This is a genomic window from Streptomyces sp. NPDC001020 (assembly GCF_053599115.1).
Map to the genome: position 1 here is coordinate 1 of NZ_JBSFLQ010000049.1, position 26,146 is coordinate 26,146.

Annotated in this window: 8 protein-coding genes; all 8 read left to right on the forward strand. The window is 73.6% G+C overall.

The features are described 5' to 3' along the window. Positions 1–254: 254 nt before the first annotated feature. The 8 genes from ACWDEX_RS32475 (at position 255) to ACWDEX_RS32510 (ending at position 26,145) form a co-directional block, all read left to right on the forward strand. Positions 255–1,526: an NAD(P)/FAD-dependent oxidoreductase gene (locus ACWDEX_RS32475; RefSeq protein ID WP_450468056.1), complete on the forward strand. Its 1,272-nt coding sequence runs from the start codon at positions 255–257 to the stop codon at positions 1,524–1,526. A gap of 43 nt (positions 1,527–1,569) precedes the next feature. Further along, positions 1,570–2,829 (forward strand): cation:proton antiporter, encoded by a 1,260-nt coding sequence (locus ACWDEX_RS32480; protein WP_450468057.1) that lies wholly within the window; start codon positions 1,570–1,572, stop codon positions 2,827–2,829. A gap of 14 nt (positions 2,830–2,843) precedes the next feature. Beyond that, a complete protein-coding gene (locus ACWDEX_RS32485; protein ID WP_450468058.1) occupies positions 2,844–5,582 on the forward strand; it encodes a BREX system ATP-binding domain-containing protein in 2,739 nt (912 codons plus the stop codon). A 31-nt stretch (positions 5,583–5,613) separates the two neighbouring features. Beyond that, on the forward strand, positions 5,614–7,281 hold the full coding sequence (locus ACWDEX_RS32490; protein ID WP_450468059.1) for an NAD(P)/FAD-dependent oxidoreductase: 1,668 nt from the start codon (positions 5,614–5,616) through the stop codon (positions 7,279–7,281). Positions 7,282–7,429: 148 nt separating this feature from the next. Next, complete coding sequence (locus ACWDEX_RS32495) at positions 7,430–13,666, forward strand: type I polyketide synthase (RefSeq protein WP_450468060.1); 6,237 nt, start codon at positions 7,430–7,432, stop codon at positions 13,664–13,666. Between the two features lie 73 nt (positions 13,667–13,739). Beyond that, on the forward strand, positions 13,740–22,931 hold the full coding sequence (locus tag ACWDEX_RS32500) for an SDR family NAD(P)-dependent oxidoreductase (protein ID WP_450468061.1): 9,192 nt from the start codon (positions 13,740–13,742) through the stop codon (positions 22,929–22,931). After that, on the forward strand, positions 22,928–25,357 hold the full coding sequence (locus ACWDEX_RS32505) for a beta-ketoacyl synthase N-terminal-like domain-containing protein (protein ID WP_450468062.1): 2,430 nt from the start codon (positions 22,928–22,930) through the stop codon (positions 25,355–25,357). Before ACWDEX_RS32500 ends, ACWDEX_RS32505 begins: the two co-directional genes overlap by 4 nt. Then, entirely contained in the window at positions 25,354–26,145 is a 792-nt protein-coding gene (locus tag ACWDEX_RS32510; protein WP_450468063.1) for a thioesterase II family protein, read from the forward strand. Before ACWDEX_RS32505 ends, ACWDEX_RS32510 begins: the two co-directional genes overlap by 4 nt. Position 26,146: the final 1 nt, after the last annotated feature.

The following is a 26,146-nucleotide window of genomic DNA, read 5'->3' on the forward strand; positions in this document are numbered from 1 at the left end:
GGTCCAGCCGCTGTCGACACTGAACGGCACGCTGTGCGCCGTGCCTCGCACGATCGTGGCAATCCTGGAGAACCACCAGTTGGCCGACACGCTTCGCCGACCCGTCCGGGACCGGAGGCCTGTGAAGCAATCTCTGAACGAAATCCAGAGATAGTCCAGAAGACCTTTATGGGCCACACGTCAGGCTCTGAGGAATGCCGGTGCGAGCGCCGCGCAAAGCGGACACGTCTGTCGAAGCAAGGGGAGGAAGTGTCATGTCGTCGACTCTTCACGGAGTACCTGACGAATACGACGTCATCGTCATCGGTGGTGGGCCGGCCGGTGCCACCACCGCGGGGCTTCTCGCAAAGCGCGGACACCGCGTCCTCGTGCTCGATCGCGAGCGGTTCCCCCGCTACCACGTCGGCGAGTCACTCATCCCGGCTTTCATGCGCCCGATGGATGAGCTGGGCATCACCGAACGCATGGACGCCCGGGGCTTCGAGCGCAAGTACGGCGGCACTCTCGTCTGGGGCAACGCCCAGGTGCCGTGGCACTTCTCGTTCATCGAGGGCGGCGGCCACGAGTACGCCTACCACACCCGGCGCGCCGACATGGACTCGCTGATCCTCGACCGCGCCCGTGAGCTGGGCGCGTACATCATCGAGGAAGCCACCGTGAAGGAGCCCATCGAGACCGAGGGTCGCGTCACCGGTGTGCGCTTCACCCTGCGCGGCACGGACGGCTCCTACGAGGCCCGCGCCAAGCTCGTCATCGACGCCTCCGGACAGGCGCGACTCCTCAGCCGCCGCTACGCCGACATCACCTGGCACGAGGAACTCCGCAACGTCGCCGTCTGGACGTACTTCGACAACTGCGAGCGCCTCGGCGGCGACGAGTACACCAACATCCTCATCGAGGGTCTGGACGACGGCTGGTTCTGGGCGATCCCGATCGACAAGGGCACGGTCAGCGTCGGCTACGTGACCCGCTCCAAGGACGCCACCAAGGACGGGCAGTCCCTGGAGGACCTCTTCAAGGCCGAGGTCGGGAAGTCCACCAAGCTCAAGAAGATGCTCGCGGGCGCCAACCAGGCGGCCGGCTGGCGGACGGCGCGCGACTGGTCGTACACCAGCCAGAGCTTCAACGGCGACGGTTGGGTCTGCGTGGGTGACTCCGCGGCCTTCGTCGACCCGCTCTTCTCCACCGGTGTGGCGCTGGCGACCCTCGCCGCCAGCACCCTGGCGAGGATCGTCGACAAGATCATCGAGCACCCGGAGATCGAGGAGCAGGCGCTCAAGCGGTATGTCACCGCCTACCGCGCCTTCTTCGACGAGATCCGCATGTTCGTCGAGCGCTTCTACGACCGCACCAAGTACAAGGAGTTCTACCACTCCCTGGCCCAGGAGATGGTCGACCCGGAGCGCGAGCGCACCCCCTCGGCGGACTTCGTGCAGCTGATCTCCGGGCTGAGCGGCAAGCACCCGATGCTCACCCTCAAGATCGACGACCTCATCGCCGAGAACACCGACGCCGCGGCGAGCTGAACGCCCTTACCCCCACGACAAGGACAGGCAGGATGCCGCCGTCATGAGCAGTCATCAGATCACCTTGCTCTTCATCGACCTCGGGCTGATCCTCTTCCTGGCGAGAGCGCTCGGCCACCTGGCGGCCTGGGTGAACCAGCCCGCGGTGGTGGGCGAGATCGTCGCCGGCATCCTGATGGGACCGACGCTGTTCAACGGGGCGATATCCGATCTGCTGTTCCCGGCGGACATCCGCCCGCTCCTGACCGTTCTGGCGAACGTGGGCGTGGCGCTGTTCATGTTCACCGTCGGCATGGAGCTGGACCGTGCCACGCTGCGGGGCAGGAGCCGGGTGACCGGCGGTGCGGTCACCGGGTCCACCGTGGTGCCGTTCCTGCTCGGCATCGGGCTCGCCCTCTATCTGATGCGCACCCACGACGTCACCGACAAGGCGGGGTTCACGGTGTTCGTCGGGCTCGCCGTCTCCGTCACCGCCTTCCCCGTCCTCGCGCGGATCCTCACCGAACGCGCGCTCAGCAGGACGACCATCGGCAACATCGCGCTCGCCACCGCGGCCTCCGTGGACGTCGTCGCCTGGACTGCTCTGGCGGCGGTCCAGGCGTCGGTCGGCGGCGGGGGCGACCACTGGCGGGTGGCGATCGCGGTGCCCTACATCCTCGTCATGATGCTCGGCGTGCGCCCGCTGCTGCGTCGCGTCTTCGTCAGGAACGGCGAGGCCGTGGCCTTCGCGCCCTGGCACCTCGCCCTGGTCCTCATCGGTGTGCTGCTCTCCGCCGCGGCCACCGAGGCGATGGGCATGCACTTCATCTTCGGCGCCTTCCTCTTCGGCACCATCATGCCGAGGGAGAAGACCGTGGTCCTGCGCGGCGACATCGAGGACCGGGTCGGGCAGGTCACCTCCCTGCTGCTGCCGGTCTACTTCGTGATCGCCGGCCTCAACGTGGACCTCGGCTCCATGAAGGCGTCCGACTTCGTGGAGCTGGGATTCATCCTGCTCGTCGCGGTGCTGGGCAAGTTCGGCGGTACCTATGCCGGCGCCCGCACCATGGGCCTGCCTCCCCGGCCGGCCGCCACACTCGGTGTCCTGATGAACACCCGAGGCCTGACCGAACTCGTCATCCTCGGCGTCGGTCTGCAACTCGGCCTGCTCGACACCGATCTGTACTCGCTGATGGTCGTCATGGCCGTCGTCACCACCGCCATGACCGGTCCGCTGCTGACCCGCATCTACCGCAAACCCGTCGAAGTCCCGAACCCCGAGGACAGAGCCGAGCCGGAACGCGTGACGTCGTCGGCCGGATAGGAGGAGTGGAAGAGATGCGGTTGATCGGACTGGACCGCGAACTGGCAGAACTCGCCGAGCTCCTGGACGCTTGCGCGCACCGTGACGGCGGCGGCGTGGCCATGATCGGCGGCGCCATGGGCTGCGGCAAGACCGAACTGCTCACGGCGGTGAAGGGCACCGCCCGTGACCGGGGCTTCGTGGTGCTGGACGCCGTCGGCTCCTGGCCGGAGCGGCTCTCCCCGGGCAGTGTGCTCCAGCAGCTGCTGCGCTCTCCGGACGCCCCCGCCCCGGCCGTCGCCGCCCTCGACCGCCTCCGCGGCTCCTGCGACGACATCGCCGGTGCGGCCGGTGGGCCGCCGCTCACCCTCGACGCCGACACCACCGATCTGCTCCACGAACTCTGCGCCGAGGTGGTCCGGTCCGCGGAGGAGGCGCCGGTGCTGCTGTGCGTCGACGATGTGCAGTACACCGACTACCTGACGCTCCACTGGCTCTTCCACCTCATCCGCCGGCTGCGCGGCGCCCGGGTGGTGCTGGCGTTCACCGAGTGCCCGCTCTCCCGGCCCGCGCACCCGCAGCTCCACGCGGAGCTGCTCCGCCAGCCCCGCTATCGCAGCGTGAATCCAGGCCCGCTCCCGCAGGCCGGGACCACCGAGCTGCTCGCCCTGTACCTCGGCTCGCCTCCGGACCCCGTTTTCGCCGAACGGTGCCACAAGGTCAGCGGCGGCAACCCGCTGCTGGTCCGAGCGCTGCTGGAGGACTCCCGTCAGACTCCCGACCCGGGCGCCATCGTGGTCGGCGACACCTACGGCGACACCCTGCTGAGCTGCCTGCACCGCGGGCGTCCCGCACTGCTCCGGCTCGCCCAGGCGCTCGCGGCGCTCGACGGTGACATCCACGCACCGGCCCTGCTCGCCCGGCTCACCGGCCTGGAACCCAGCGCCGTCGTCCGCGGCACCCGGGAGCTGGCCGTCGCAGGCTTCCTCGACGGGATACGCCTGCGTCACCCCGTCGCCGCCCAGGCCGTCCTCGAAGGACTCAGCGTGCCCGAACGCGCCGCGCTGCACCGGCGCGCCGCCCTGATGTGCTACGAGGAGGGGGTCGCCACCACCAGGACCGCCCGCCATCTGCGCAACTGCGACGACGACGGATCGCTGACCTGGGCGGTACCGGTGCTGCGCGACGCCGCTGAGCGCCATCTCAGCGCCAACCGCGTCGCCGACGCCCACTCCTGCCTCGAAGCGGCCCTGCGGCTCGGCACGGACGACGGCGAACGGGTCGGCCTGCGCGCCCTCCTGGCGTCGACGGCCTGGATGCTGAACCCGTCGATCAGCACCCCTCACCTGGGTGAACTCGCCATAGCCCTGGGGGACGGTCGGCTGCCCGCGAGACACACGCTGATGCTCGCCAAGTACCTGCTGTGGCACGGCAGGTTCGACGAGGCCGTGCGTGCGGTGGCCCAGATGGACGACGGCGAGGAGCTCCAGGACCCCGGCTACGCGGCAGAGGTGAGGGCCACCTGGAAGCTGCTGTCCGTCACCTACCCGGTGGTGCAGGCCCCGCCGATCGACCGGCCGGCCACCGGCGATGCGCGTCTGCTGGGCGTCACCGCGCTGTCACAGGTACTCGCCCACGGGCCCGGTGACGCGGCGGTCGCCGACGCGGAGAGCGCCCTGCGCGCCATGCGGCTCGGCAAGCACACCCAGGAATGGCTGATGTGCGCCGTCGCCGCCCTGTCGTTCGCCGACCGTCAGGAGGCCGCCGCCCGCTGGTGCGACCACTGGCTCGAGGAGTCGCGGGCCCGCAAAGTACCGCTGTGGGCCGCCGAGTTCGCGTCGTTGCGGGCGGGTATCGCGCTGCGGCAGGGCGATCTGCCGCACGCGCGGACGCTCGCCGAGTCGGCGCTCGCCCAGGTCCCGGCGGAAAGCTGGGGTGTGTGCATCGGCGGGCCGCTGGCCAATCTCGTCCAGGCGGCCACCGCTGCCGGGGACTTCGGTGCCGCGGCGGAGTACGTCGCCCAGCCGGTGCCCGACGGCATGTTCTCCAGCCGCTTCGGGCTCAACTACCTCCACGCCAGGGGCTGCTACCACCTGGCGACCGGCCGTCCGTACGCCGCGCTCGACGACTTCAGCAGGTGCGGTGAGCTGATGGCCGAGTGGGGGCTCGACCAGCCGACGCTGGTGCCGTGGCGCAGCAGCGCAGCCCGCGCCCACCTCGCCCTGTCGGACTCCCGCCCGGCCCGCGAACTCGCCCACGAGGAGCTGGCGATCGCCGGCGCGCGCCCGACCCGTGCCCGCGGCGTCTCCCTGCGCGTGTGCGCGGCGGTCGGCGAGCAGGGTCGGCGCGGCCGGCTGCTGGAGGAGGCGGTCGAGATCTTCCGGGCCTGCGGCGACCGCTTCCAGCTGGCCGGTGCACTGGGCGAACTGTCCGACGAGTACTCCTCCTCCGGCCAGGGGGCGCGGGCCGTCGCCGGGCTCAAGGAGGCGGAGCGCCTACGGCGCGAGTGCGGGGTGGGGCGTCCCGCCCCTGTGGTGCACGGCACGGCGGGGGTCGCCGAGCCGGACAACGCCGCGTTCGCAGCGCTGAGCTGGGCGGAGCGCCGCGTGGTGGCGCTCGCCGCCCACGGCAGGACCAACCGGGAGATCGCGGGCGCCCTGACCGTGACCGTGAGCACGGTGGAGCAGCACCTCACGAAGGCCTTCCGGAAGCTCGGCATCCGAACACGGAAGGAACTGCCGAGGACCTACTTCATGGGAGCGGCAGCGACATGAGCAGGCACCTTTTCCTAGCGAAGAGAGACAGGTGAGCGGTGTGCCGCGCAAGGACACGAAGAAGACATCCGCGAACGAGTACGACGTGGCGATCCTGGGCAGCGGAATGGCCGGCGGCATGCTGGGGGCGGTCCTCGCCCGCAACGGCGTCCGGGTGTTGCTGCTCGACGCCGGGACGCACCCCCGTTTCGCGGTCGGCGAGTCGACCATCCCGTACACCTCGGGCATGACCCGGCTCATCGCCGACCGCTACAAGGTCCCCGAGCTGAAGGCGCTCTCCAGCTTCAAGGGGATCCGCAAGGAAGTGTCCCGCAACTGCGGGCAGAAGCAGAACTTCGGCTTCGTCTACCACCGCGAGGGCCGCCCGCAGAATCCGCAGGAGGTGAACCAGCTCGTCGTCCCGTCGGCCATCAGGACCGAGTCGCACCTCTTCCGCCAGGACATCGACGCCTACCTCTTCCACCTTGCGGTGAAGTACGGGGCGGTGCCCCAACTGACCACCCGCATCGCGGACATCGAGATCGACCCCGACAGCGGTGCCGTGCTGCGTACCGAGGCCGGCAAGGAGTTCCGGGCGAGCTACGTCGTCGACGGCAGCGGGTTCCGCTCGCCGCTGGCGGAGAAGTTCGGGCTCCGTGAGACGCCGACGCGGGCGCGCACCCACTCGCGCAGCATGTTCACCCACATGGTGGGCGTGCGTCCCTACGACCGCTCGCCCAACGGGCGCATGCACAAGCAGCCCAACCCCTGGCACCACGGCACCCTGCACCACGTCTTCGACGGCGGCTGGCTCTGGGTCATCCCCTTCGACAACCACGAGGGCTCGCTCAACCCGTTGTGCAGCGTGGGACTGACCTACGACCCCCGGAAGTTCCCCAAGGGTGACGCCACGCCGGAGCAGGAGTTCGACGACTTCCTGAAGCGGTACCCCGAGATCGCCTGGCAGTTCCAGGGGGCCAAGGCCGTGCGGCCGTGGGTCTCCACCGGCCGGCTCCAGTACTCCGCCAAGCAGGTCGTGGGGGAGCGGTTCTGCCTGACGTCGCACGCGGCCGGCTTCATCGACGCCCTCTACTCGCGCGGGCTGACCAACACCATGGAGCTGGTCAACGCCCTCGGCTGGCGCCTGATCGCCGCCTCCCGCGACGGCGACTGGTCGCTGGAGCGCTTCTCCTACCTGGAGAGCCTCCAGCAGGGGCTGTTCGACTTCCACGACGACCTGGTCTACAGCTCCTTCGTGGGCTTCCGGGACTACGAGCTGTGGAACGCCGTCAACCGCACCTGGATGCTCGGCACGATGCTCGGCAACGTCATGCTGGAGGACGCCTACTACCGCTACGACACCACGGGCGACGAGAAGGTCTTCCTCGACCTGGAGCAGAGCAAGCACCCCGGGTCCCCCCTCCCGGTCAGCGCCGGATTCAACGAGATGGGATTTCTCGCGCGGGATCTCTGTGAATCCGTGGAAAACGGCAGCATTTCACCCGGTGATGCGGCCAAGCGCATTCTCAAACACATCGAGAATGCCGACTTCATCTCCCCGTCGTTCCGTCTCGGCGAGGAGGCGACACGCTGCTTCGCCATGAGCCCCGCCAAGATGGCGATGAATGCGGTCTGGTCGCGCCGCGAAGCACCGCCGGAGATCGGTCCCCGCATGATCAACGCCAGCAAGGGGCTGGTCAGGACCCGCCTCCGCGGATAGGTGCGCCCGGCGCGCGATCCGCAGGCAGACCCTTAGTGGCCCCCGGGAACACCCCTGGAATGTCAGGGGTGTTCCCCTGATTATGGGCGGCTGTACGGTCGGACGGATTGCTTCGGTATTCGGTTGCGAGATGAGAAGGCGACGGTACATGGACGCGAAGGAAGACCGCGACCCGGCGAATGTCACGGCCATAGTCGGCATGGCCGCCAAGTTTCCGGGCGCGCCCGATCTCGACAGTTTCTGGACCCTCCTGATGGAAGGCGGGGACGCCATACGTTCCGTGCCCGCCGAACGCTGGGACAGCTCGGCGCAGCTCGACCCGGAACGCGAGATCCAGGCCGTCGGCGGCTTCGTCGACGGCGTCGACCTCTTCGACGCCCCGTTCTTCGGCATCTCGCCGCGGGAGGCCGAGGCCATCGATCCGCAGCAGCGCCTCATGCTGGAGGTCGGCTGGCGCGCCCTGGAGGACGCGGGCCAGCCCGCCGGGGCGCTCGCCGGCACCCGCACCGGCGTCTATGTCGGGGCCTCGTGGCACGACTACGAACTCCTGCGCAAGGACCGCGAGGCCCGGCCCACTCCGCACAGCCTCGTCGGCAACGCCCTCGACGTGATCGCCGCGCGGCTGTCGTACTTCCTCGGGACCCGCGGCCCCAGCATGACGGTGGAGACCGGCTGCTCCTCCTCTCTCGTCGCCCTCCATCTCGCCTGCCAGGCCCTGCGCCAGGGTGAGATCGAGGCGGCCGTCGTCGGCGGCACCAACCTGATCCTCGACCCCCATGTGACCGTCGGCCTCACCCACTTCGGGGCGCTCTCCCCGGACGGACGCTGCAAGACCTTCTCCGCCGCGGCCGACGGCTTCGTGCGTGGCGAGGGCGTCGCCGCGCTCTATGTGAAGACGCTGGAACGGGCCCTGGCCGACGGCGACCGCATCCACGGGATCATCGCCAACACCGTCGTCAACAACGACGGAGGCGGCGAGAGCCTCGTCACACCGAGCCCCGCCGGCCAGGAGGACCTGCTGCGCCGCGCCTACCTCACCGGCGCCGTACCGTCCGGCGCGCCGGACTACGTCGAGGCGCACGGCACCGGCACCGGACGGGGCGACCCGATCGAGGCGACCGCACTGGGCCGGGTGCTCGGCGGCGACCGTGACACTCCGCTGCTCATCGGCTCGGTGAAGACCAACATCGGCCATCTGGAGGCCAGCGCCGGACTGGCCGGCCTGATGAAGAACCTGCTCGCCCTGCGCCACCGCACACTGCCGCCCAGCCTCCACTCCGCGGAGCTCAACCCCGCCATCCCCTTCGACGACCTCAACGTCCGCGTGGTGCGCGAACCGACACCGCTGCCCGCGGACCGTCCTCTCTGCCTCGGCGTCAACTCGTTCGGCTGGGGCGGCACCAACGCCCATGTCGTCCTCATGAGCCCGCCCGCCGACGCAGCCGCCGACGCAGCCCCGAACGCCCCGGCCACCGGGCTGCCCGCCGTGCTGCCGCTGTCCGCCAAGGACGCCCCCGCGCTCGGCCGGCGCGCCGCGGACCTCACCCCGCTCGTCCCCGCCACCGACGACGCGACCACCGCACAGGCCGGCGTCCTCGCCTGGCGCCGCGACCACTTCGCCCACCGGGCCGCCCTGGTCGCCGCCGACGGACCCGACACCCTGCGCACCGCGCTGACCGCCCTCGCCGACGGCCCGGACGCCGACCCGGACGCGCCCGGCCTCGTCACCGGGACCGCCGTCCCGCACGGCGGTACGGCCTTCGTCTTCCCTGGTCAGGGCTCCCAGTGGGACGGCATGGGCAACCGGCTCTTCGCGGACAGCCCGCTCTTCGCCGACGTCGTCACCCGCTGCGCCGACGCGCTTCGCCCGCACACCGACTGGAATCTGCTCGACATCTTCTCGGGCCGCGCCGACGACGCCTGGACCCGCCGGATCGACATGCTCCAGCCCACCCTGTGGGCGATGTCGCTCGGCCTCGCCGAACTCTGGCGCGCCTCCGGCGTCGAGCCCGGCGTCGTCCTCGGACACAGCCAGGGAGAGATCACCGCCGCCACTGTCGCCGGCATCCTCACCTACGAGGACGCCGCCCTCCTCATGGCCCGGCGCAGCGCCATCGCGCGCCGCACCTCCGGCCGGGGCCGCATGCTCGCGGTGGACCTGGACCGCGACGCCGCCCTCGCCGCACTCGAGGGATTCGAGGACAGCGTCTCCCTGGCCGTCCACAACGGCCCGCACTCCTGCGTGCTCTCCGGGGAGAAGGAGGCGGTGCTGACCCTGAAGGAACTGCTGGACGCCGAAGGCACCTACTGCCGTCTGGTCAACGTCGACTACGCCTCCCACAGCCCCCAGATGGATCCGCTCCGTGACGACCTGCTCGCCGCGCTCGCGCCCGTACGGCCGCGGAACGCCCGCATCCCGCTGATGTCGACCGTGCGCCGTACCCGCGTGTCCGGGCCCGAGATGGACGGTGCCTACTGGGTGGAGAACCTCCGCAGCCCCGTGCAGTTCGCCGACGCCATGGAATCCGTGCTCGACGACGGCGTCACCCATGTCGTCGAGATCAGCCCCCACCCCGTCCTCGCCCCGGCCATCGAGCAACTGACCGCCGGCCGCGCCGCCCGGACGGCCGTCCTGACCACCATGCGCCGCCACCACGGCACCACCGCCGACGTCGCCACCGCGCTCGGCCGCGCCTACACGGCCGGTCTGGAGCCCTTCGGCGGACTGCCCCGGCGCGCCGCCACCACGGTGCCCGGATACCCGCTGCGCTCCGAGCGCCACTGGACCGACGCCCGTCCGCGCGGATCCGGCGCGGCCCGGGGCTTCGACGCGCCCTTGGTGCCCGCCCCCGGTGAGGAGGACACCCGCCACGGCGCGCTGGAACTGTCCCTGGGCAACCCGCCCTGGCTGGAGGACCACAAGGTGCACGGCACCGCGGTGCTGCCCGCGGCCGGGATGCTCGCCGTCGCCGTCAACACGGCCCGGTCGCTGCCGGGTTCCCCCGTGCGCCGACTGGACAAGGTCCGCTTCCACAAGGAGATCGCCGTCACCGACGACCTCACCCGGCTCACCGCCGAGTGGCGCGGCGGCTCCTTCCGGCTGCTCTCCCTGCCTGTCGGCGGCAGCGGCTGGCAGGAGAACGCCGTCGCACGCTCCTCCGCCCGGTCGGCACCCCGCCCGGCCGCCGCCTTCCCCGACTGGCACACCGCGCTCGCGCCCACCGACACCGCCGCCTTCTACCGCGACTGGGCGGCGCGCGGCCTGGAGTACGGCCCAGCGTTCCAGGGCGTCACGACGCTCGTCGTCGAGCCCGGTGGCGGCCGAGCGCTCGGCGAAGTGGTGCTCGCCGACCGGCTGCGCGCCGGCAACCGCACCCGCGCGCTCCACCCCGCGCTGTGGGACGGTGCGCTCCAGGTCGCCCTCGCGCTCTGCGCGGACCTCGCGCCCGGCGAGGCCGTGGTCCCCACCGCCGTCGAACGAATCGACCTGTGCGGCGAGCCCGGTGAGGGGCTGGACCGGATCTGGTCCCATGCCGTGCGCCGCGCCGACGGCGTCGTCGACATCGAGATCTTCGACGCCGGACACCAGCCGCTGCTCGTCATGAAGGGGCTGGCACTGACCCCGCTTCCCGGCGCGGGCGACGCCGGCGGGACGGACGCCGAACGCCTCCACCGCATCGAGTGGACCGAGCTCACCACGCCACGCCGGGGGACCGGCGAGGCCGGGCACTGGCTCGTCACCGGGGCCGAGACCGCCGACAGCACGGACGGCACCGGGCCCGGCACCCGCCCGCAGGTGCTCGCGCCGCTCGCCGCCGCCCTCACCGCCGCGGGGGCCCGGGTCACCGAGTCCGCCGGACCCGTCCTGCCGGACGGCGCCGAACCGCCCGGCCACGTCGCCTTCGTCGCGCCGGACGCCGGCGACGGCGAGGAGGCGCAACGACGGGGACTCGTCCGGCTCGCCGCGCTGGCCCGGGCCTGCTCCGACCTGCCCGTGCCGCCCCGCCTCACCGTCGTCACCAGCCGTTCGCAGGCCACCGGCCCCGACGACGCCCCCGACCCCGGAGCCGCCATGTACGGGGGCTTCACCCGGGTGCTCCGGCGTGAACACCCCGAACTGCTCGCCCGGCTCGTGGACGTCGACCCGGACTGCGACCCCGCCGACTGGGCCGCCGAACTCATCGAGGACACCGCCGAGGACCAGGTCGCGCTCCGGGCCGGCCGCCGCCTCGCCGCCCGTCTCACCCGGGGCACGGCGGACACCGCGAATGCTCCGCTGCCCGCGCCGCGCTCCGGCAGGCAGCCGTTCCGCGCGGGCGCCCGCCGTCCCGGAGCCCAGGAACCGGTCGAGTTCCTGCCGCTCGCCCGCCGAGCGCCGGGCCCCGGCGAGATCGAGATCGAGGTCGCCGCCGTCGCCCTGGACCACGGTGACGCCCAGCGGGCACTCGGTCCTGCCGTCGGCGCCCCAGGTGTGCTGCCGCTCGGCTCGGGGTGCGCCGGACACGTCAGCGCGATCGGCCCCGACGTCAGCGCGTTCACCCCCGGCGACCGGGTCGCGGCCTGCGCCGCGGGCGCCTTCGCCACCCATGTCACCGTGCGCGCCGAGCACGCCGTCCCGGTGCCGGAGGCGCTCGGCGAGGCCGAGGCCGCCGCCCTGCCGCTGCCCCTGGGCGCGGCCTGGTACGCCCTCGCCGACCTCGGACGCCTGGAGCCGGGGGAGACCGTGCTGATCGACCTGCCGCCCCAGGTCGCCGCGCGCGCCGCGGTCGAACAGGTCGCCCGGGTCCTCGGCGCCCGGATCGTCACCACGTCGGCCGCCCCTGACCAGGACTCCGCCGACCTCGTCGTCGACCCCGCCGACCCGGGCTGGACCGACGCGGTACGGGCCGCCACCGGCGGCCGGGGCGTCGACCTCGTGCTCGCCTCCCCGGCCGGACGGCCGGACGACGGACGGCTGGAGGCCGTCGCCGCGGGCGGCCGTTACCTCACCTTCGGCGGGAACGGCGGCCGCACACTCGGCGCCGAGGCGCACAGCCGGGGCATCGCCCTCGCCGGCATCGACCTCCCCGGACTGCTCGGCCCCCGGTCGCGCCGTTTCGCCGCCGCCTTGGCCGAGGCATGGCAACTGCTCGCCGACGGCAAGCTGGAGCCCCTTGCGGTGCGCACCCGTCCCATGGCGGGCGCGGTCGACGCACTGCGCGAGAGCGCCGGGGCCGCTTCGGGCGGCGCCCGCACGGTCCTCGTCGACCCGGCCTCCGTCACCGAGGTGACGGCCCTCCCCCTGACCGGCGGGCGCCTGCGGGCGGACGGGACCTACCTGCTGACGGGCGGTCTCGGCGCCCTGGGCCTGAGCCTCGCCGAGCACTTCGCCGCCCTCGGCGCGGGCTCCCTGGTCCTGCTGGGCCGCTCCGCGCCGGCGCCGGAGGCCACCGCCCGCATCGAGGCCCTGCGGGCCGCCGGCACCCGCGTCACCACGGAACGCTGCGACGTGTCGGACCCGGCCGCGGTGCGCGCCGTCGTGGCACGCGTCCGAGAGCACCTGCCACCGCTGCGCGGGGTGGTGCATGCCGCCGGACTCCTGGAGGACGCCACCGTCCGCAACATGACGGAGGACCAGCTGGCGCGGGTGCTCGCCCCCAAGGCCGTCGGCGCCCGCAACCTCGACGAGGCCACCGCCGACGACCCGCTGGACCTCTTCGTCCTCTTCTCCTCCGCCGCCGCGCTGGTCGGCAACGCCGGCCAGGCTGCGTACGCGGCCGCCAACTCCTACCTGGACGCCGTCGCCGAGGCACGCCGACGGCGCGGCCGCCCGGCGCTCAGCGTCCAGTGGGGCCCCTTCACCGGCACGGGTCTCGCCGCGAGCGAGGAACAACGCGGCGCCCGGCTGGAGGAACGCGGCATGGGCGGCTTCCCGCCCGAGGAGGCGTGGCCGGCGCTGGTGCGCATGCTGGAGCGGGACGAGCCGGTCACCGGTTATGTGCCGATCGGCCTGCGCCGCTGGTTCGACGCCTACCCCGACACGGCCGCGCTGGGCAGTTGGGAGCGCCTGCACGCCGCCGCCCGCGACGACGGCGCGTCCGCCGCAGGCGGCGATTTCCTCGCCCGGATCCTCGGCACTCCCGCCGCCGAACGTCCGGCGCTCGCCGAGGAGGAGGTCCGGCGGCTCGCCGGACGGGTACTGCGCCTGGGCGCGGAGGGCGTCGGCAGCGCGGTGCCGTTCAAGGAACTCGGCCTCGACTCCCTCATGGGCCTGGAGCTTCGCAACCGGCTGGAGGCCTCCTTCGGGCTCCGCCTGTCGCCCACGCTCCTGTGGTCCTACGGGAACGCCGCGGCGCTTGCCGCCGCCCTCTGCGAACGACTGCCCGACCCGGCTGCCGCCGGCTGACCCCGCCCGTCCACGCCCGGCCCAGCCCGTCACCCACGACGTCCTGTCGTACGACCGCGAGGAATACCGACACATGGAAGAGACCGCTGCAACCACCCCGGGCGGGCAGACCCCCCTCACCCGGGCACTCGCCACGATCCGCACCCTGCGCCGGCGCATCGAGGAGCAGGAGAGCAGTGGGCCCGTCGCCGTCATCGGCGTCGGGCTGAGGCTGCCGGGCGGCATCGACGGCCTCGACGGGTACTGGGAGGCGCTGGCGGCCGGCCGCGACATGGTCCGTCCTATGCCGGCCCACCGCAAGGAGCCGTTCGCCGCGGAGTGGGAGACGCTGCCGCAGCGCGGCGGATTCCTCGACGAGGTGCTCGGCTTCGACGCGGCGTTCTTCGGCATCAGCCCGCGCGAGGCACGCCACCTCGACCCCCAGCAGCGGCTGCTGCTGGAGGTCGCCTGGGAGGCGATGGAGAACGCGGGCCTGCCCGCCGGCCGGCTGTCCGGCACGCAGACCGGGATGTACCTCGGCATCATGTGGCAGGACTACCGCGACTGGCTCGCCGGGCAGCCGGACGCCTACTGGACGACCGGCAACGGTCACAACTTCGCCGCGGGCCGGATCGCCCACGCGCTCGGCCTCAACGGCCCCGCCATGGCCGTCGACACCGCCTGCTCCTCGTCGCTCGTCGCCGTGCACCTCGCGGCACAGGCCCTCAGGCGAGGCGACTGCGAGGTGGCGTTCGCCGCGGGCACCAACCTCATCCTGTCGCCCCGTTCGACGAGGCTGGTGCAGGAGACCCGCTCGCTGGCGCCGGACGGCCTGTGCAAGGCGTTCGACGCGCGCGCCAACGGTTTCGTCCGCGGTGAGGGATGCGGCGTCGTCGTCCTCAAGCGACTGGACCACGCTCTGCGCGACGGCGACCGGGTGCACGCCGTCATCCACGGGACCGCCGTCAACCAGGACGGCCGCTCGGGCGGCTTCACCGCGCCCAACGTGCTCTCCCAGGTCGCCGTGATCGAGAAGGCGCTCGCGGACGCCGGCCTGGAGCCCGCCGACATCGGGTACGTCGAGACCCACGGCACCGGTACCTCGCTCGGCGATCCCATCGAGATGGAGGCCCTGGCGACCGCGCTGGGCCGGGCGAACGGCGGGGCGCCCATCGCCGTCGGCGCGGCGAAGAGCAACTTCGGTCACCTCGAGGCCACCGCGGGCATCGCCGGGCTGGTCAAGGCGATGCTGAGCGTGCGACACCGCAAGGCGCCGCCGGTCGTGCACTTCCGCACCCTCAACCCCCGGATCGACCTCTCCGGCACCGGCATCACGGTGCCGGACACCCTCACCGACCTCCCCGAAGGTGCGGGACGCCACGCCGGTGTCAGCTCGTTCGGCATGAGCGGCACCAACGCGCACATCGTCGTGGGACCGCCCGGCACCGCGCCGGACGGTGGTGCGCGAACCGGACCTGCCCCCGCCGTGACCGGCTTCGAGATCTCCGCAAGAAGCCCGGAGGCCCTGCGGGCACTCGCCGACCGCTACGCGGAACGGCTGGCCGGGCTCGGCCCCGACGCGTACGCCGCCTTCGCCTACTCGGCGGGCGAGGCACGCACCGTGCACGAGTACCGTGCCCGCCTCGGCTGTGCCGCACCCGACGCGGCACTCCGCGCGCTGCGCGCCCTCGCAGCGGGGGAGGAGTGCGCCGAGGTCACCGTCCTCCAGGGGCAACGGGACGACGCGGAGGCGTCGGTCGGCACCCTTCCGCGCGACGTGATCGACCTACCGGCCTACCCCTGGGAGCGTATCCGTCATGTGCCCGACCGGCTGCCTGCGCCGGACGGGGACCCCGCGACGGCGCCCGGCTCCGGTGCCGCGGCGTCGTCGGAGCCGCCCGCCGTGGCGGCCGCCACGGCCCCGGCACCCGGGAACACCGGGTCCGCCGGGGAGCTCGGCGGACCGTCCCCGGACACACTTCCGGCCGCGCACGCCCTGCGCTGGCGGCCGGTGCCGGCCGGCGGCGCCGGACCCGCGCCCGTCGCCTCCCTCGTCCTCGCGGGCGACGACCCCGAGCTCCTCGCGGAGCTCCTCCGCGAGGCGGCCGCCCGGGGGACGCGGGGGACCCTGCTCACCCCCGTGCCCCTCGGCCCGGCCGACGGCTGGACCACCGCCGGGCTCCCGGCGGAAGCCGGGGACTGGCAGCGCTTCTGGGCCGACCGCTCCGACGCGCCCACCACCCTCGTCCTGGCCCTGCGCGCCGCTCCGCTGCCCGACGGACCAGGCGCGTCCGCCCCCGACACCGCCGGCGGTACGGACACGCTCGTCGCCGAGGGGGCGTCCCTCGCCGCCACCGTCACCGCCGCCGTGAGCGCCGCCGCCGACACCGGCGGAGGGCACCGCACCTACGTCGTGACCCGCGCCGCCGTGCGCACCGCGGACGGCGACCCGGTGTCCGCCACCGCGCACGGTCTGCTCCACGGGCTTGCACCGGTGCTCGGCCTCGAACTCCCCACTGCCTGGGGCGGCGTGGTGGACCTGCCCGCCGAACCGGACCGGGCCGACACCGCGGCGTTGATCGATTTCGTCACCACCAGGATGGGCGAGACCGGGAGCGAGGACGTCGCCGCGGTTCGCCGCGGACAGGTCCTCGTCCCCCGGCTGGCCGAGGCCGCCGGCGAACCGGTCCCCCTCACCGTCCGTCCGGACGCCACCTACGTCGTCACCGGCGGACTCGGCGCCGTGGGCCGGGAACTCGTGGCCGAGCTGGTGCGGCTCGGCGCACGCCATCTGCTGCTGATCGGCCGCCGCGAGGAGGACGAACTCGGCGCCGAAGCGGCCCGGTTCCTCGCCACCCTGCGCCAGGACACCGAGCACACGATCTACCGTGGCGGCGGCTGCGACACCCCCATCGCCCTGGCCCGGGCCTGCGAGGGGCTCGTCGGCATGCCGCCGGTGCGTGGCGTGCTGCACGCCGCGGGCACCGTCTCCTACACCCCTGCCACGCGCACCGGGCCCGAGGAGTTCGCACAGGCCCTCGGGGGGAAGGCGGCGGGCGCCTGGTGGCTCCACCTGGCCGCACGCGACTGGCCGCTGGACTTCTTCGTCCTTCTCTCCTCGGTCTCCGCGCTCTGGGGGACCCAGGACTGCGCGGCCTACTCCGCCGCCAACGGCGCCCTCGATCTGCTCGCCGCCCACCGCCGCTCGCTCGGACTGCCCGCCGTGAGCATCGCCTACGGCCCCTGGGCGCTCGGCGACGAGGGCATGGCCGACGCGGAACTGCGCCACCGGGCCGCCCGTATGGGCATCGGCACCCTCGACGCGGCCGCGGGCCGGGCGGCACTCGCCGTCCCGGCCGCCGGCGCCGACGGCCGTGCGGTGGCCTGCCCGCTCGACCTGGCACGACTGCGCCAGGTGATGAGTGGACTGCGCCCGCGGGGGCTGTTCGCCCCGGACACGACACACGCCGGCCCCGCCGGCCCCGGGGACGGCGTGCCGGACAGCGCCGGCGGCCGGTTCGCCGCGCTGGCCGCCGGGGAGCGCCCGGCGGCCGCCCGGACACTGGTCCGCGAGCTGCTCGCCGATCAGCTCGGCCACGCCGACGCCTCGGCCGTCCGGGACGACGTGGGCTTCTTCGACCTCGGTCTCGACTCGATCATGGCCGTGGACCTGACCGCACGGCTCTGCGCGGAGTTCGGCACGGTGGTCCAGGTGCCGGACGTCTTCGACCACCCGACCGTCACCGAACTCGCCGCCTTCCTGCTCGACGCGCCGGTCTCCGCCCCGCCCGTCCGGGACACCCGCCCCGCCGGGCCGCCTCCGGCGCCGGTGCGGGCCGTGTCCGTCACCCGCGTCGCACCCCGGACCGGGCCCGCCGCCCCGTCCGAACCGATCGCCATCGTCGGCATGGCGGGCCGCTTCCCCGGCGCCGCCTCGACCGAGGAGCTGTGGGAACTCCTCGTCGACGGCCGCGACGGCGTGACCCGGGTGCCCGCGGACCGCTGGGACCCCGCCGACCTGGCCCCCGGCACGCTCACCACCGACCAGGGCGGATTCCTCGGCGACATCGACCGCTTCGACGCCGGCTTCTTCTCCGTCCCGGCCCGCGAGGCCGAGAACCTCGACCCCCAGCAGCGTCTGCTCCTCGAATCCGCCTGGCACGCCATGGAGGACGGCGGTATCGACCCGCGGTCGCTGCGCAACTCCCGCACCGCGGTCTTCGTCGGCATCAGCTACGGCGACTACGCCCGGCTGCTCGCCGGGAACGGCCCCGACGACATCGACGCCTACTACAGCACCGGCACCGCCCTGAACGCCGCGGCCGGGCGCATCGCCTACACCCTCGGGCTCAACGGGCCGGCCGTGGCCGTGGACACCGCGTGCTCCTCGTCGTTGGTCGCGCTCCATCTCGCGGTCGGCTCGCTGCGCTCCGGCGAGAGTGACGCGGTGCTCGCCGGCGGCGTCAACATCATGCTGGACCCCGCCTCCTGGGCCGCCGTCAGCCAGGCGCACATGCTCTCGCCCGACGGGCGCTGCCGCACCTTCTCCGCCGACGCCAACGGCTTCGTCCGCTCGGAGGGCTGCGGCGTCGTGGTGCTCAAGCGGCTCTCCGACGCCCGGCGCGACGGCAACCAGGTGCTCGCCGTCATCCGCGGCACCGCCGTGAACCAGGACGGCGCGTCCTCCGGACTGACCGTCCCCAGCGGACGGGCGCAGGAGGCCATGCTCCGGGACGCGCTCGCGCAGGCCGGGGTCGACGGCAAAGAAGTGTCCTACCTGGAGGCGCACGGCACCGGCACCTCGCTCGGCGACCCGGTCGAGATCGCCGCCGCCTGGCGGGTGCTCGGTCCGGGGCGCGCGCCCGGCCGTCCGCTGCACCTCGGCTCCGTGAAGAGCAACATCGGCCACTGCGAGTCCGCCGCCGGCATGGCTGCCCTCTTCAAGACGGTGCTCGCCCTGCGCCACGACGTGATCCCCGCCAACCTGCACTTCAAGGAGCCCAATCCGCACGTCGACTGGGCGCAGATGAACGTGCGGGTGGTCGACACGGCCACCGCGTGGCGGCGCGGCGACGGCCCCCGCGTCGCCGGTGTCTCCGGCTTCGGCTTCACCGGAACCAACGCCCATCTCGTCGTCGCCGACGCCCCCGACGACGTGCCCGTCGTGGGCGCCGCGCCGACGGACGCTCCCGCCGGTGAGCCTCCCGCCCGTCCGGCCACCCGGCTGATCCCGCTCTCCGCGCCGGACCCCGACGGCCTCGACCGCCTCACCGCGGCCTGGGCGGCTCGCCTCGGCGACGCCACCGAGGAAGTGTTGGACGCCCTCGCGGCCCAGGCCGGCGCGGGCCGCGCGCACTTCCCGTACCGGCGGGCGCTGCTCGGCACCAGCGCCGAGCAGTTGGCCGAGCAACTCGGCACCCCCGCCGCCGCCACCCAGGGCCCGCCCCGGATCGCTTTCCTGTTCTCCGGACAGGGCAGCCAGTACTTCGGTATGGGACGCGAACTCTATGAGACGGAGCCGGTGTTCCGGGAGACGTTCGACACCTGTGAGCGGGTGCTGGAACCAGCGCTCGGCGCCCGTCTGAGCGACCTCCTGTACTACGGCGAGGACCGGGACGCGATCAACGAGACCCGTGTCACCCAGCCCGCGCTCGTGACGCTGGAGCTGTCCCTCACGGCGCTGTGGGAGTCCCGGGGCGTACGGCCCGCGGTCGTCATGGGCCACAGCGTCGGCGAGATCAGCGCCGCCGTCGCGGCCGGGGTGATGGACCTGCCCACCGGCCTGGAGCTGATCGCCCACCGCGCCCGGCTGATGCAGGACACCGAGCGCGGCGCGATGCTCGCCGTGGTCGCCACCGAGGAGGAGGTCACCGCGTGGGCGGCGGGCACCGGTCTGGACGTCGCCGCGGTCAACGGACCCCGGTCCGTCGTGCTCTCCGGCGCGGTGGACGCCGTCGAGGCGCTCGCCGCCCGGCTCAAGGACGAGGGTGTGCGGGCCCGCAGGCTCCCCGTCTCGCACGCCTTCCACTCACGGCTGCTGGAGCCCGCCCTCGGCGCGTTCGACGCCGCCCTCGCCCCGCTCGCCTTCCGGGAACCGGAACTGCCCATCGTCTCCAACGTGACCGGCCGGCTCGCCGGCCCCGGCGAGTTCCACGCCGCCTACTGGCGCCGTCACGCCCGTCTGCCCGTGCGCTTCCACGACGGGGCGCGCAGCCTCGCCGGACTCGGCGTCGACATCTGCCTGGAGATCGGGCCCGACCGCACCCTGGTCAACCTGGTCGCCGGCGCGGAACTCGACCACACGCCGGTCACCGCATCCTCGCTGCGCCGCGGCACCGGCGACACGGCGGCGCTGCTGGCCGCCACCCGGACCCTCTACCTGGGCGGCCAGGACGTCGACTGGGCGCGGACGTCGCCGCGCCGGGCCCCCGCGCGTGCCGCCGCGCCGCGCTACCCGTTCGCCCGGACACGGCACTGGACCGCGTCCGCCTCCGGCACACCCACCGCAGCACGGCGGCCCTCCGCACAGACCCCCGCCTGGGGCACCCCGCTGCGCTCGCCCGCCTTCGGCGGCCGCGTCTGGACCACCGAGCGGAGCACTGACTACCCCGCCCACCTCACCGACCACCGTCTCTTCGGCGTCGTCTCGGTTCCCGGAGCCTCCCAGACCGCGACCGTGCTGTCCGCGCTCGGCAACGGGGGGTCGCCGGTCGTCCTGGAGGATCTGCACTTCCCGCGTGCCCTGGTGCTGCGCGAAGGGGAGCGCTACGACCTCCAGGTCGTCGAGGAGACGGACGGGAACCGGGCGCGCGCCGTCGGGGTGCACAGTCTGCTCGACCCGGAGCGGGGACGCTGGCAGCAGCACCTGGCCGCCCGGATCGGGGACTCGTCCGCAGGGGCGGACGACCGCCGTGCCGCGCCGCCCGACCCGACGGCGTTCGCCGCCGGCGCCGACCGGCACCTCACCGGCGACGCCTTCTACGGCCACCTCCGGGCACTCGGCTACCACCTGGGGCCGTCCTTCCGCTGGATCTCGGAGGTCTGGATCCGCGGCCACGAGGCGCTCGTCCGCTTCGCCGAGCCCGCGGAGATGAACGAGTCCCCCGACGGCTACGAGATCCATCCCGGCCTGCTGGACTCCTGCCTCCAGAGCGCGGTGGCCTTCGCCGTCACCGGCGAGGACGTGTCCGAGGACGACGGCCTCGCCATCCCGTTCGCCGTCGCCCGGCTCTCGTTCCCGAGGAGGCCGGTCCCCGGCCAGGAACTGTGGGGTCACGTCCGTGCCGTCGTCGAGGACGGAACGGACGCCGGACTCCTCCAGGTCAAGGCGGCGGACCTGCACATGTTCGACGCCGCAGGCAGCACCGTGCTCGCCGTCGACGACTTCCGCTTCCGGCGCGCCCCACGCGCCGTCCTGGAACGCTCGCTGCGCGACGGCGCCCCGCACACCTACGAGATGCGATGGACCCCACAGCCGGCCGCGGCGCCGGAGGCGACCGACGCGCCCGCCCTGCGGATCGCACTGCTCGGCGGCGCGACCCCGGTCGGCCGTGCCCTGCACGCGGCGTTCACCGCACGGGGCCATCTCGTCGGCGACCCGGACGGCGCCGGCACGCCCGACCTGATCGTGGACGCGCGGTTCGGCGCCGAGCCCGGAGAGGACCGGGCCGCGGGGCCCGATGCCGCACGCGACGCCGCCCGCGAACTCGCCGCCACGCTCGGGGAGGTGGAGCGCACCGTTCCGTACGCGGTGCTCGCCGGCACAGGCGCCGGCGCCGCCCCGGTCCGCGAGACCCTGTGGGGCATGCTCGCCTCCCTGGAGGCCGAGCAGCACGACCGGCTGCTGCTGCGGGTCGGGCTGCGCCCCGACTGGGAGGCCGCGCCGCTCGCCGCCGCCGTCGCCGCCGCCGTCGCGGACGGCGTCCCGGAGCCCTGGCTCGCCGTCGGCGAAGACGGAGTGTCCGTCGCACGACTCCTCCCGCACGACGGTGACCCCGCCCGCCACGCGAGGGCGGGAGCCCGGCCGGGCACCCGCGGCGGGGCGGCGCTGATCACCGGAGGGCTCGGCGCCCTGGGACTGAGCAGCGCCGGATTCCTCGCCCGGTCCGGCATCACGGCCATCACGCTGATGAGCCGGTCCGCACCGGACGCCACCGCGCGGACGGTCGTCGACGAACTCACCGCTCAGGGGGTCGACGTGACGGTCCTCCGTGGTGACGTCACCGACCCCGCCGCATGCCGCGAGGCGGTGGCCACGGCCGGACGCCGGGTACCGCTGCGCACCGTGCTGCACCTGGCGGGCGTCAACGCCGACCGCACCTTCGAACGGCTCGACGAGGAGGCGTTCGCCACCGTGTTCGCGGCCAAGGCCCGGGGCGCGGCGAACCTGGTGGAGGCGCTCGACGGCCAGGACCTCGACGCCCTGGTCCTCTACTCCTCCGCGTCCGCCGTGCTCGGCTCGGCCGGCCAGACCAACTACGCGGCGGCCAACGGGTACCTGGACGGCCTCGCCGCGCTGCTGCGCGCCCGCGGGATCCCGGCCACCAGTGTGGCCTGGGGACCGTGGGCGCCCAAGGCCCGCGGCGGCATGGCGGCGTCCGCCGCAGCCGGACGGGCCATGGAACGCCGGGGGCTGCGCCCCCTCACCGACGAGGAGGCCGAGGAGACCCTGGCCACGGTCCTCGCCGGCGGCACCGGCAGCCGGCTCGTCTCCGTGGCCCTCGACCGTGACCGCTACGCGGAACAACTGGCCGGTCTGCCCGGTGGCGCCCTGGTGAGCCGGCTGGTGTCGCGGCCGGCCCGCGGCGCGGCCTCCCGGCCCACGCGGGGACGGCTGGCGCAGCGGCTCGCCGGCCTGGAACCGGAGGAGCGCGAGGAAGTGCTGCGCGAGGAGGTGCGGAAGCTGACCGGGGAGGTGCTCGGTGACCCGGGCGCCGTCGCCGACGACATCGGATTCACCGAGACCGGCCTGGACTCGATCATGGTGATCGATCTCCGGACGAGGCTGTCGGACGCGCTGGACGCCGACCTGCCCGCGACGGTGGCGCTCGACCACCCCACTGTCTCCCAACTGGTGGCCTACGTAACCGACTTGCTCTTCTCCGCGGAGGCGTCCGGCACCGGGACACCGCCCGAGGAGCCCGCCGGCCCGGCGCGGCCCGCCACACCTACGAGGCCTGCACAGGCCGGGCCTCGCAGCGCTCCGGAACCGGAACCGGAGCCGGCGGAACTGTCGTTCGACGAACTCGTCCAAGCCGTACAGGCAGATGTGGGGACAGAGATATGAGTGCGCAGAGCATGGAACCCGCGCAGATCCGTCAGCTGATGGAGGAACAGCTCCGGCACTCCCGGCGGCTCCGGGCCCGCATCCAGGAACTGGAGGACCGGCGGCACGCGCCCCTGGCCGTGGTCGGCATGAGCCTGCGGCTGCCGGGAGGTCTCGACACTCCCGATGCCTATTGGGACTTCCTCAAGGGCGAGGGCACCGCCGACTCCGAGATCCCCGAGGACCGGCCCGGACTGCGCGCCGTCTACGACCCGGTGCCCGGCCGCCCCGGCCGCTCCTACGTCGGACGCGCGGGCTTCCTCTCCGACATCGCCCACTTCGACGCGGAGTTCTTCGGCATCTCGCAGCGCGAGGCCAAGCTGCTCGACCCGCAGCAGCGGATGCTCCTGGAGACCGCCTGGGAAGCGCTGGAACGGGCCGGCCTCCCCGTCCGGCGCTCCGACCGTCTCGACGTCGGGGTCTTCCTCGGCATGATGGCCTCGGAGTACGGGGAGCGCCTCGAGGACCGCACGGACATGACGCGGATCGACCCCTACTACACGACCGGCGGAGGGCTCTGCTTCGGTGCCGGCCGCATCAGCCACGTGATGGGCTTCCGGGGGCCGGTGCTGAGCGTCGACACGGCCTGCTCCTCGTCGCTGAGCGCCCTGCACCTCGCCGTTCGCGCGCTACGCGGTGACGAGTGCCGCTACGCGCTCGTCTGTGGCTCCAACCTGCTGCTCTCCGCCAGCCTGATGGTGTCGCTCTGCCAGACCCGGGCCGTCTCGCCCGACGGCCGGTCCAAGTCCTTCCTCGCGACCGCCGACGGCTATGGCCGGGGTGAGGGCGTCGGCGTCCTGGTCCTGATGCGCCAGGAGGACGCCGAGGCGGAGGGACGGGAGGTGCTCGCGACCGTCCGCGGCACCGCCGTCAACCACGACGGAGCCGCCTCCGGCCTCACCGCCCCCAACGGCCCCGCGCAGCAGGAGGTGTTCAGGGCCGCCCTCGCCGACGCCCGGGTCACCCCCGGCGAGCTGGGTTACGTCGAGGCGCACGGCACCGGTACCGCGCTGGGCGATCCGATCGAGGTCGGCGCCCTGGACGCCGTCGTCGGCGAGGCCGTGCGTGAGCGCGGCGCACCGCTCCCCATCGGCAGCGTCAAGGCGCGCCTCGGACATCTGGAGGCGGCGTCGGGCATCGCCGCCGTCATCAAGACGGTGCTGATGCTCCGGCACCGCGAGATCCCGGCCGCCCTCCCCGATGACGGATCCGACCTCAATCCGCACATACCCTGGGACCGGCTTTCCGTCACCGTGCCACGCCGCAACCGCCCGTGGCCCGCGGGGACGCGGCTTGCCGGCGTCAATTCGTTCGGTATGAGCGGCACGAACGCGCACGTCGTGCTCGAGGGGCACGACATGCCCGCGCCGCCGGCGGCCGACGGGCGGACCGAACTGCTGACGCTCTCCGCCAAGGACCCGGTCGCCCTGGTCGAACTGGCGGGTGCCGTGCGTGCCTGTCTGAAGCAGACCGAGCCGGCCCAGCTTGCCTCCGTCTGCCACACCCTGCGCGCGGGACGGGCCGCTTTCGCGCACCGTGTCGCCGTCACCGGGACGACGGCGGAGGAACTCGCCGAGGCCGTCGGCGCTGCTGTCGACGGGCGGCCCGCTTCGCACGACGGCCGGGTCCCCGCCGCCCCGCGCGCGGCGGTGCTGCTGGTCTCCGGTGACGAGGACCGGCTCGCCGCCGGGCTCGACGCCCTCGCCGCGGCCTGTCCCGCTGCGGACGTTGGTGGCTCTGGTACGCCGGGCGAACGGCTGGCCGGGCTGTTCGGTGAGTTCGGCGTCCGTGTGCGCCACCGCCTCGATGCGGACCTCGGCGACACGGCCCGCCTGGAATGGGAGGCGGGCGGCGAGACCCGCACGGCGCCGCTGATGCGGGACGATGCAGACGAGGCCCCGGCGCTGCTGCTCGCCGCGCTCGGCCGGCTCTTCACGGACGGCGCTGACCTGCGACTCGACGCGCTCCGCGCCCCGGGTGCCCGGTTCACCGGCGATCTGCCGACCTACCCCTTCCAGCGCAAGCGCTTCTGGATCGAGGAGCCGCTCACGGGTGCGGGCGCCGCCACCGCCACCGCGGGCGGGGAGCGCAAGCGCACCGCACCCGACCCCGCCGACCGGGAGGCCGTCCGCGCCTATCTGCTCGCCGAACTCACCGAGGCGCTGCACGCGGAGGAGGAGCCGGACACGGCGCTCTCCTTCCTCGACTCCGGTGGCGACTCGTTCCTGTCGGTCCTGTTCATCACGAAGGTCGAGGAGAACTACCGGCTCCGGCTGACCGCGGAGGAACTGCCGCTGGACCTGCCGCTCGGGGAGCTCTTCGCCCGGCTCGCCGACGACATCGCGCAGACTGCGGCGAGCGGCGACGGACGGGAGCGCAACGCATGAGCAACTTCGTGCGGCCCCGGCGGCTCGACGACCCCGCCGTCCGGCTGGTGGCCTTCCACCACGCGGGCGGGTCCGCCGCCTCATGGTTCCCTTTGACCCGTCATGTGCCCGCCGACTGGGACGTGCTCCTGCTCGACCTCCCCGGCCGGGGCAAGCGCCACGCGGAGCCGGCCCTGGAGTCCATGGACGAGATCGTGGCGGTGGCGACGAAGGACGTCCTGCCCTGGGCCGGGGGACCGCCCCTGGCCCTCTTCGGCCACAGCCTTGGCGCGATCGTCGCGCACGAGACGGCACGGGCCCTGGAGGAGGCGGGGCTCGGTCCCCGCTGGGTGGGTGTCTCGGGACGGGGCGCGCCCGGTCACGAGGTGCTGACCAGGCTGCCCGACCCCGACAGCCCGGACGCTGAACTGATCGCGAGGCTGCGCGAGATGGGCGGGATGCCGCAGCAACTCGACTCGGTGCCGGACTTCCGCGACCGGTTCCTCCGACTCGTCCGCAGCGACCTGCGCGCCGTCGCGGGCTACCGGCCGGACGCCCACCGTATGCCGATGGCCGCCGCGGTCACGGTGTTCGCGGCGACGCACGACGCCTGGGCGCCGCAGGTGGCGATGGCGCCCTGGGCAGGCCAGACCCGGTCCCGTTTCACGGAGCGCGTCTATCCCGGGGGCCACTTCCACTTCCTCGGTGACGCGTTCGACGCCTTCGCGGGCGACCTGACCGAGGAGGTCAGGGCCGCGCTCCCGCCCCGCTCGCACACCCCGTACGACCTCGTCCACACGTCCACGTGAC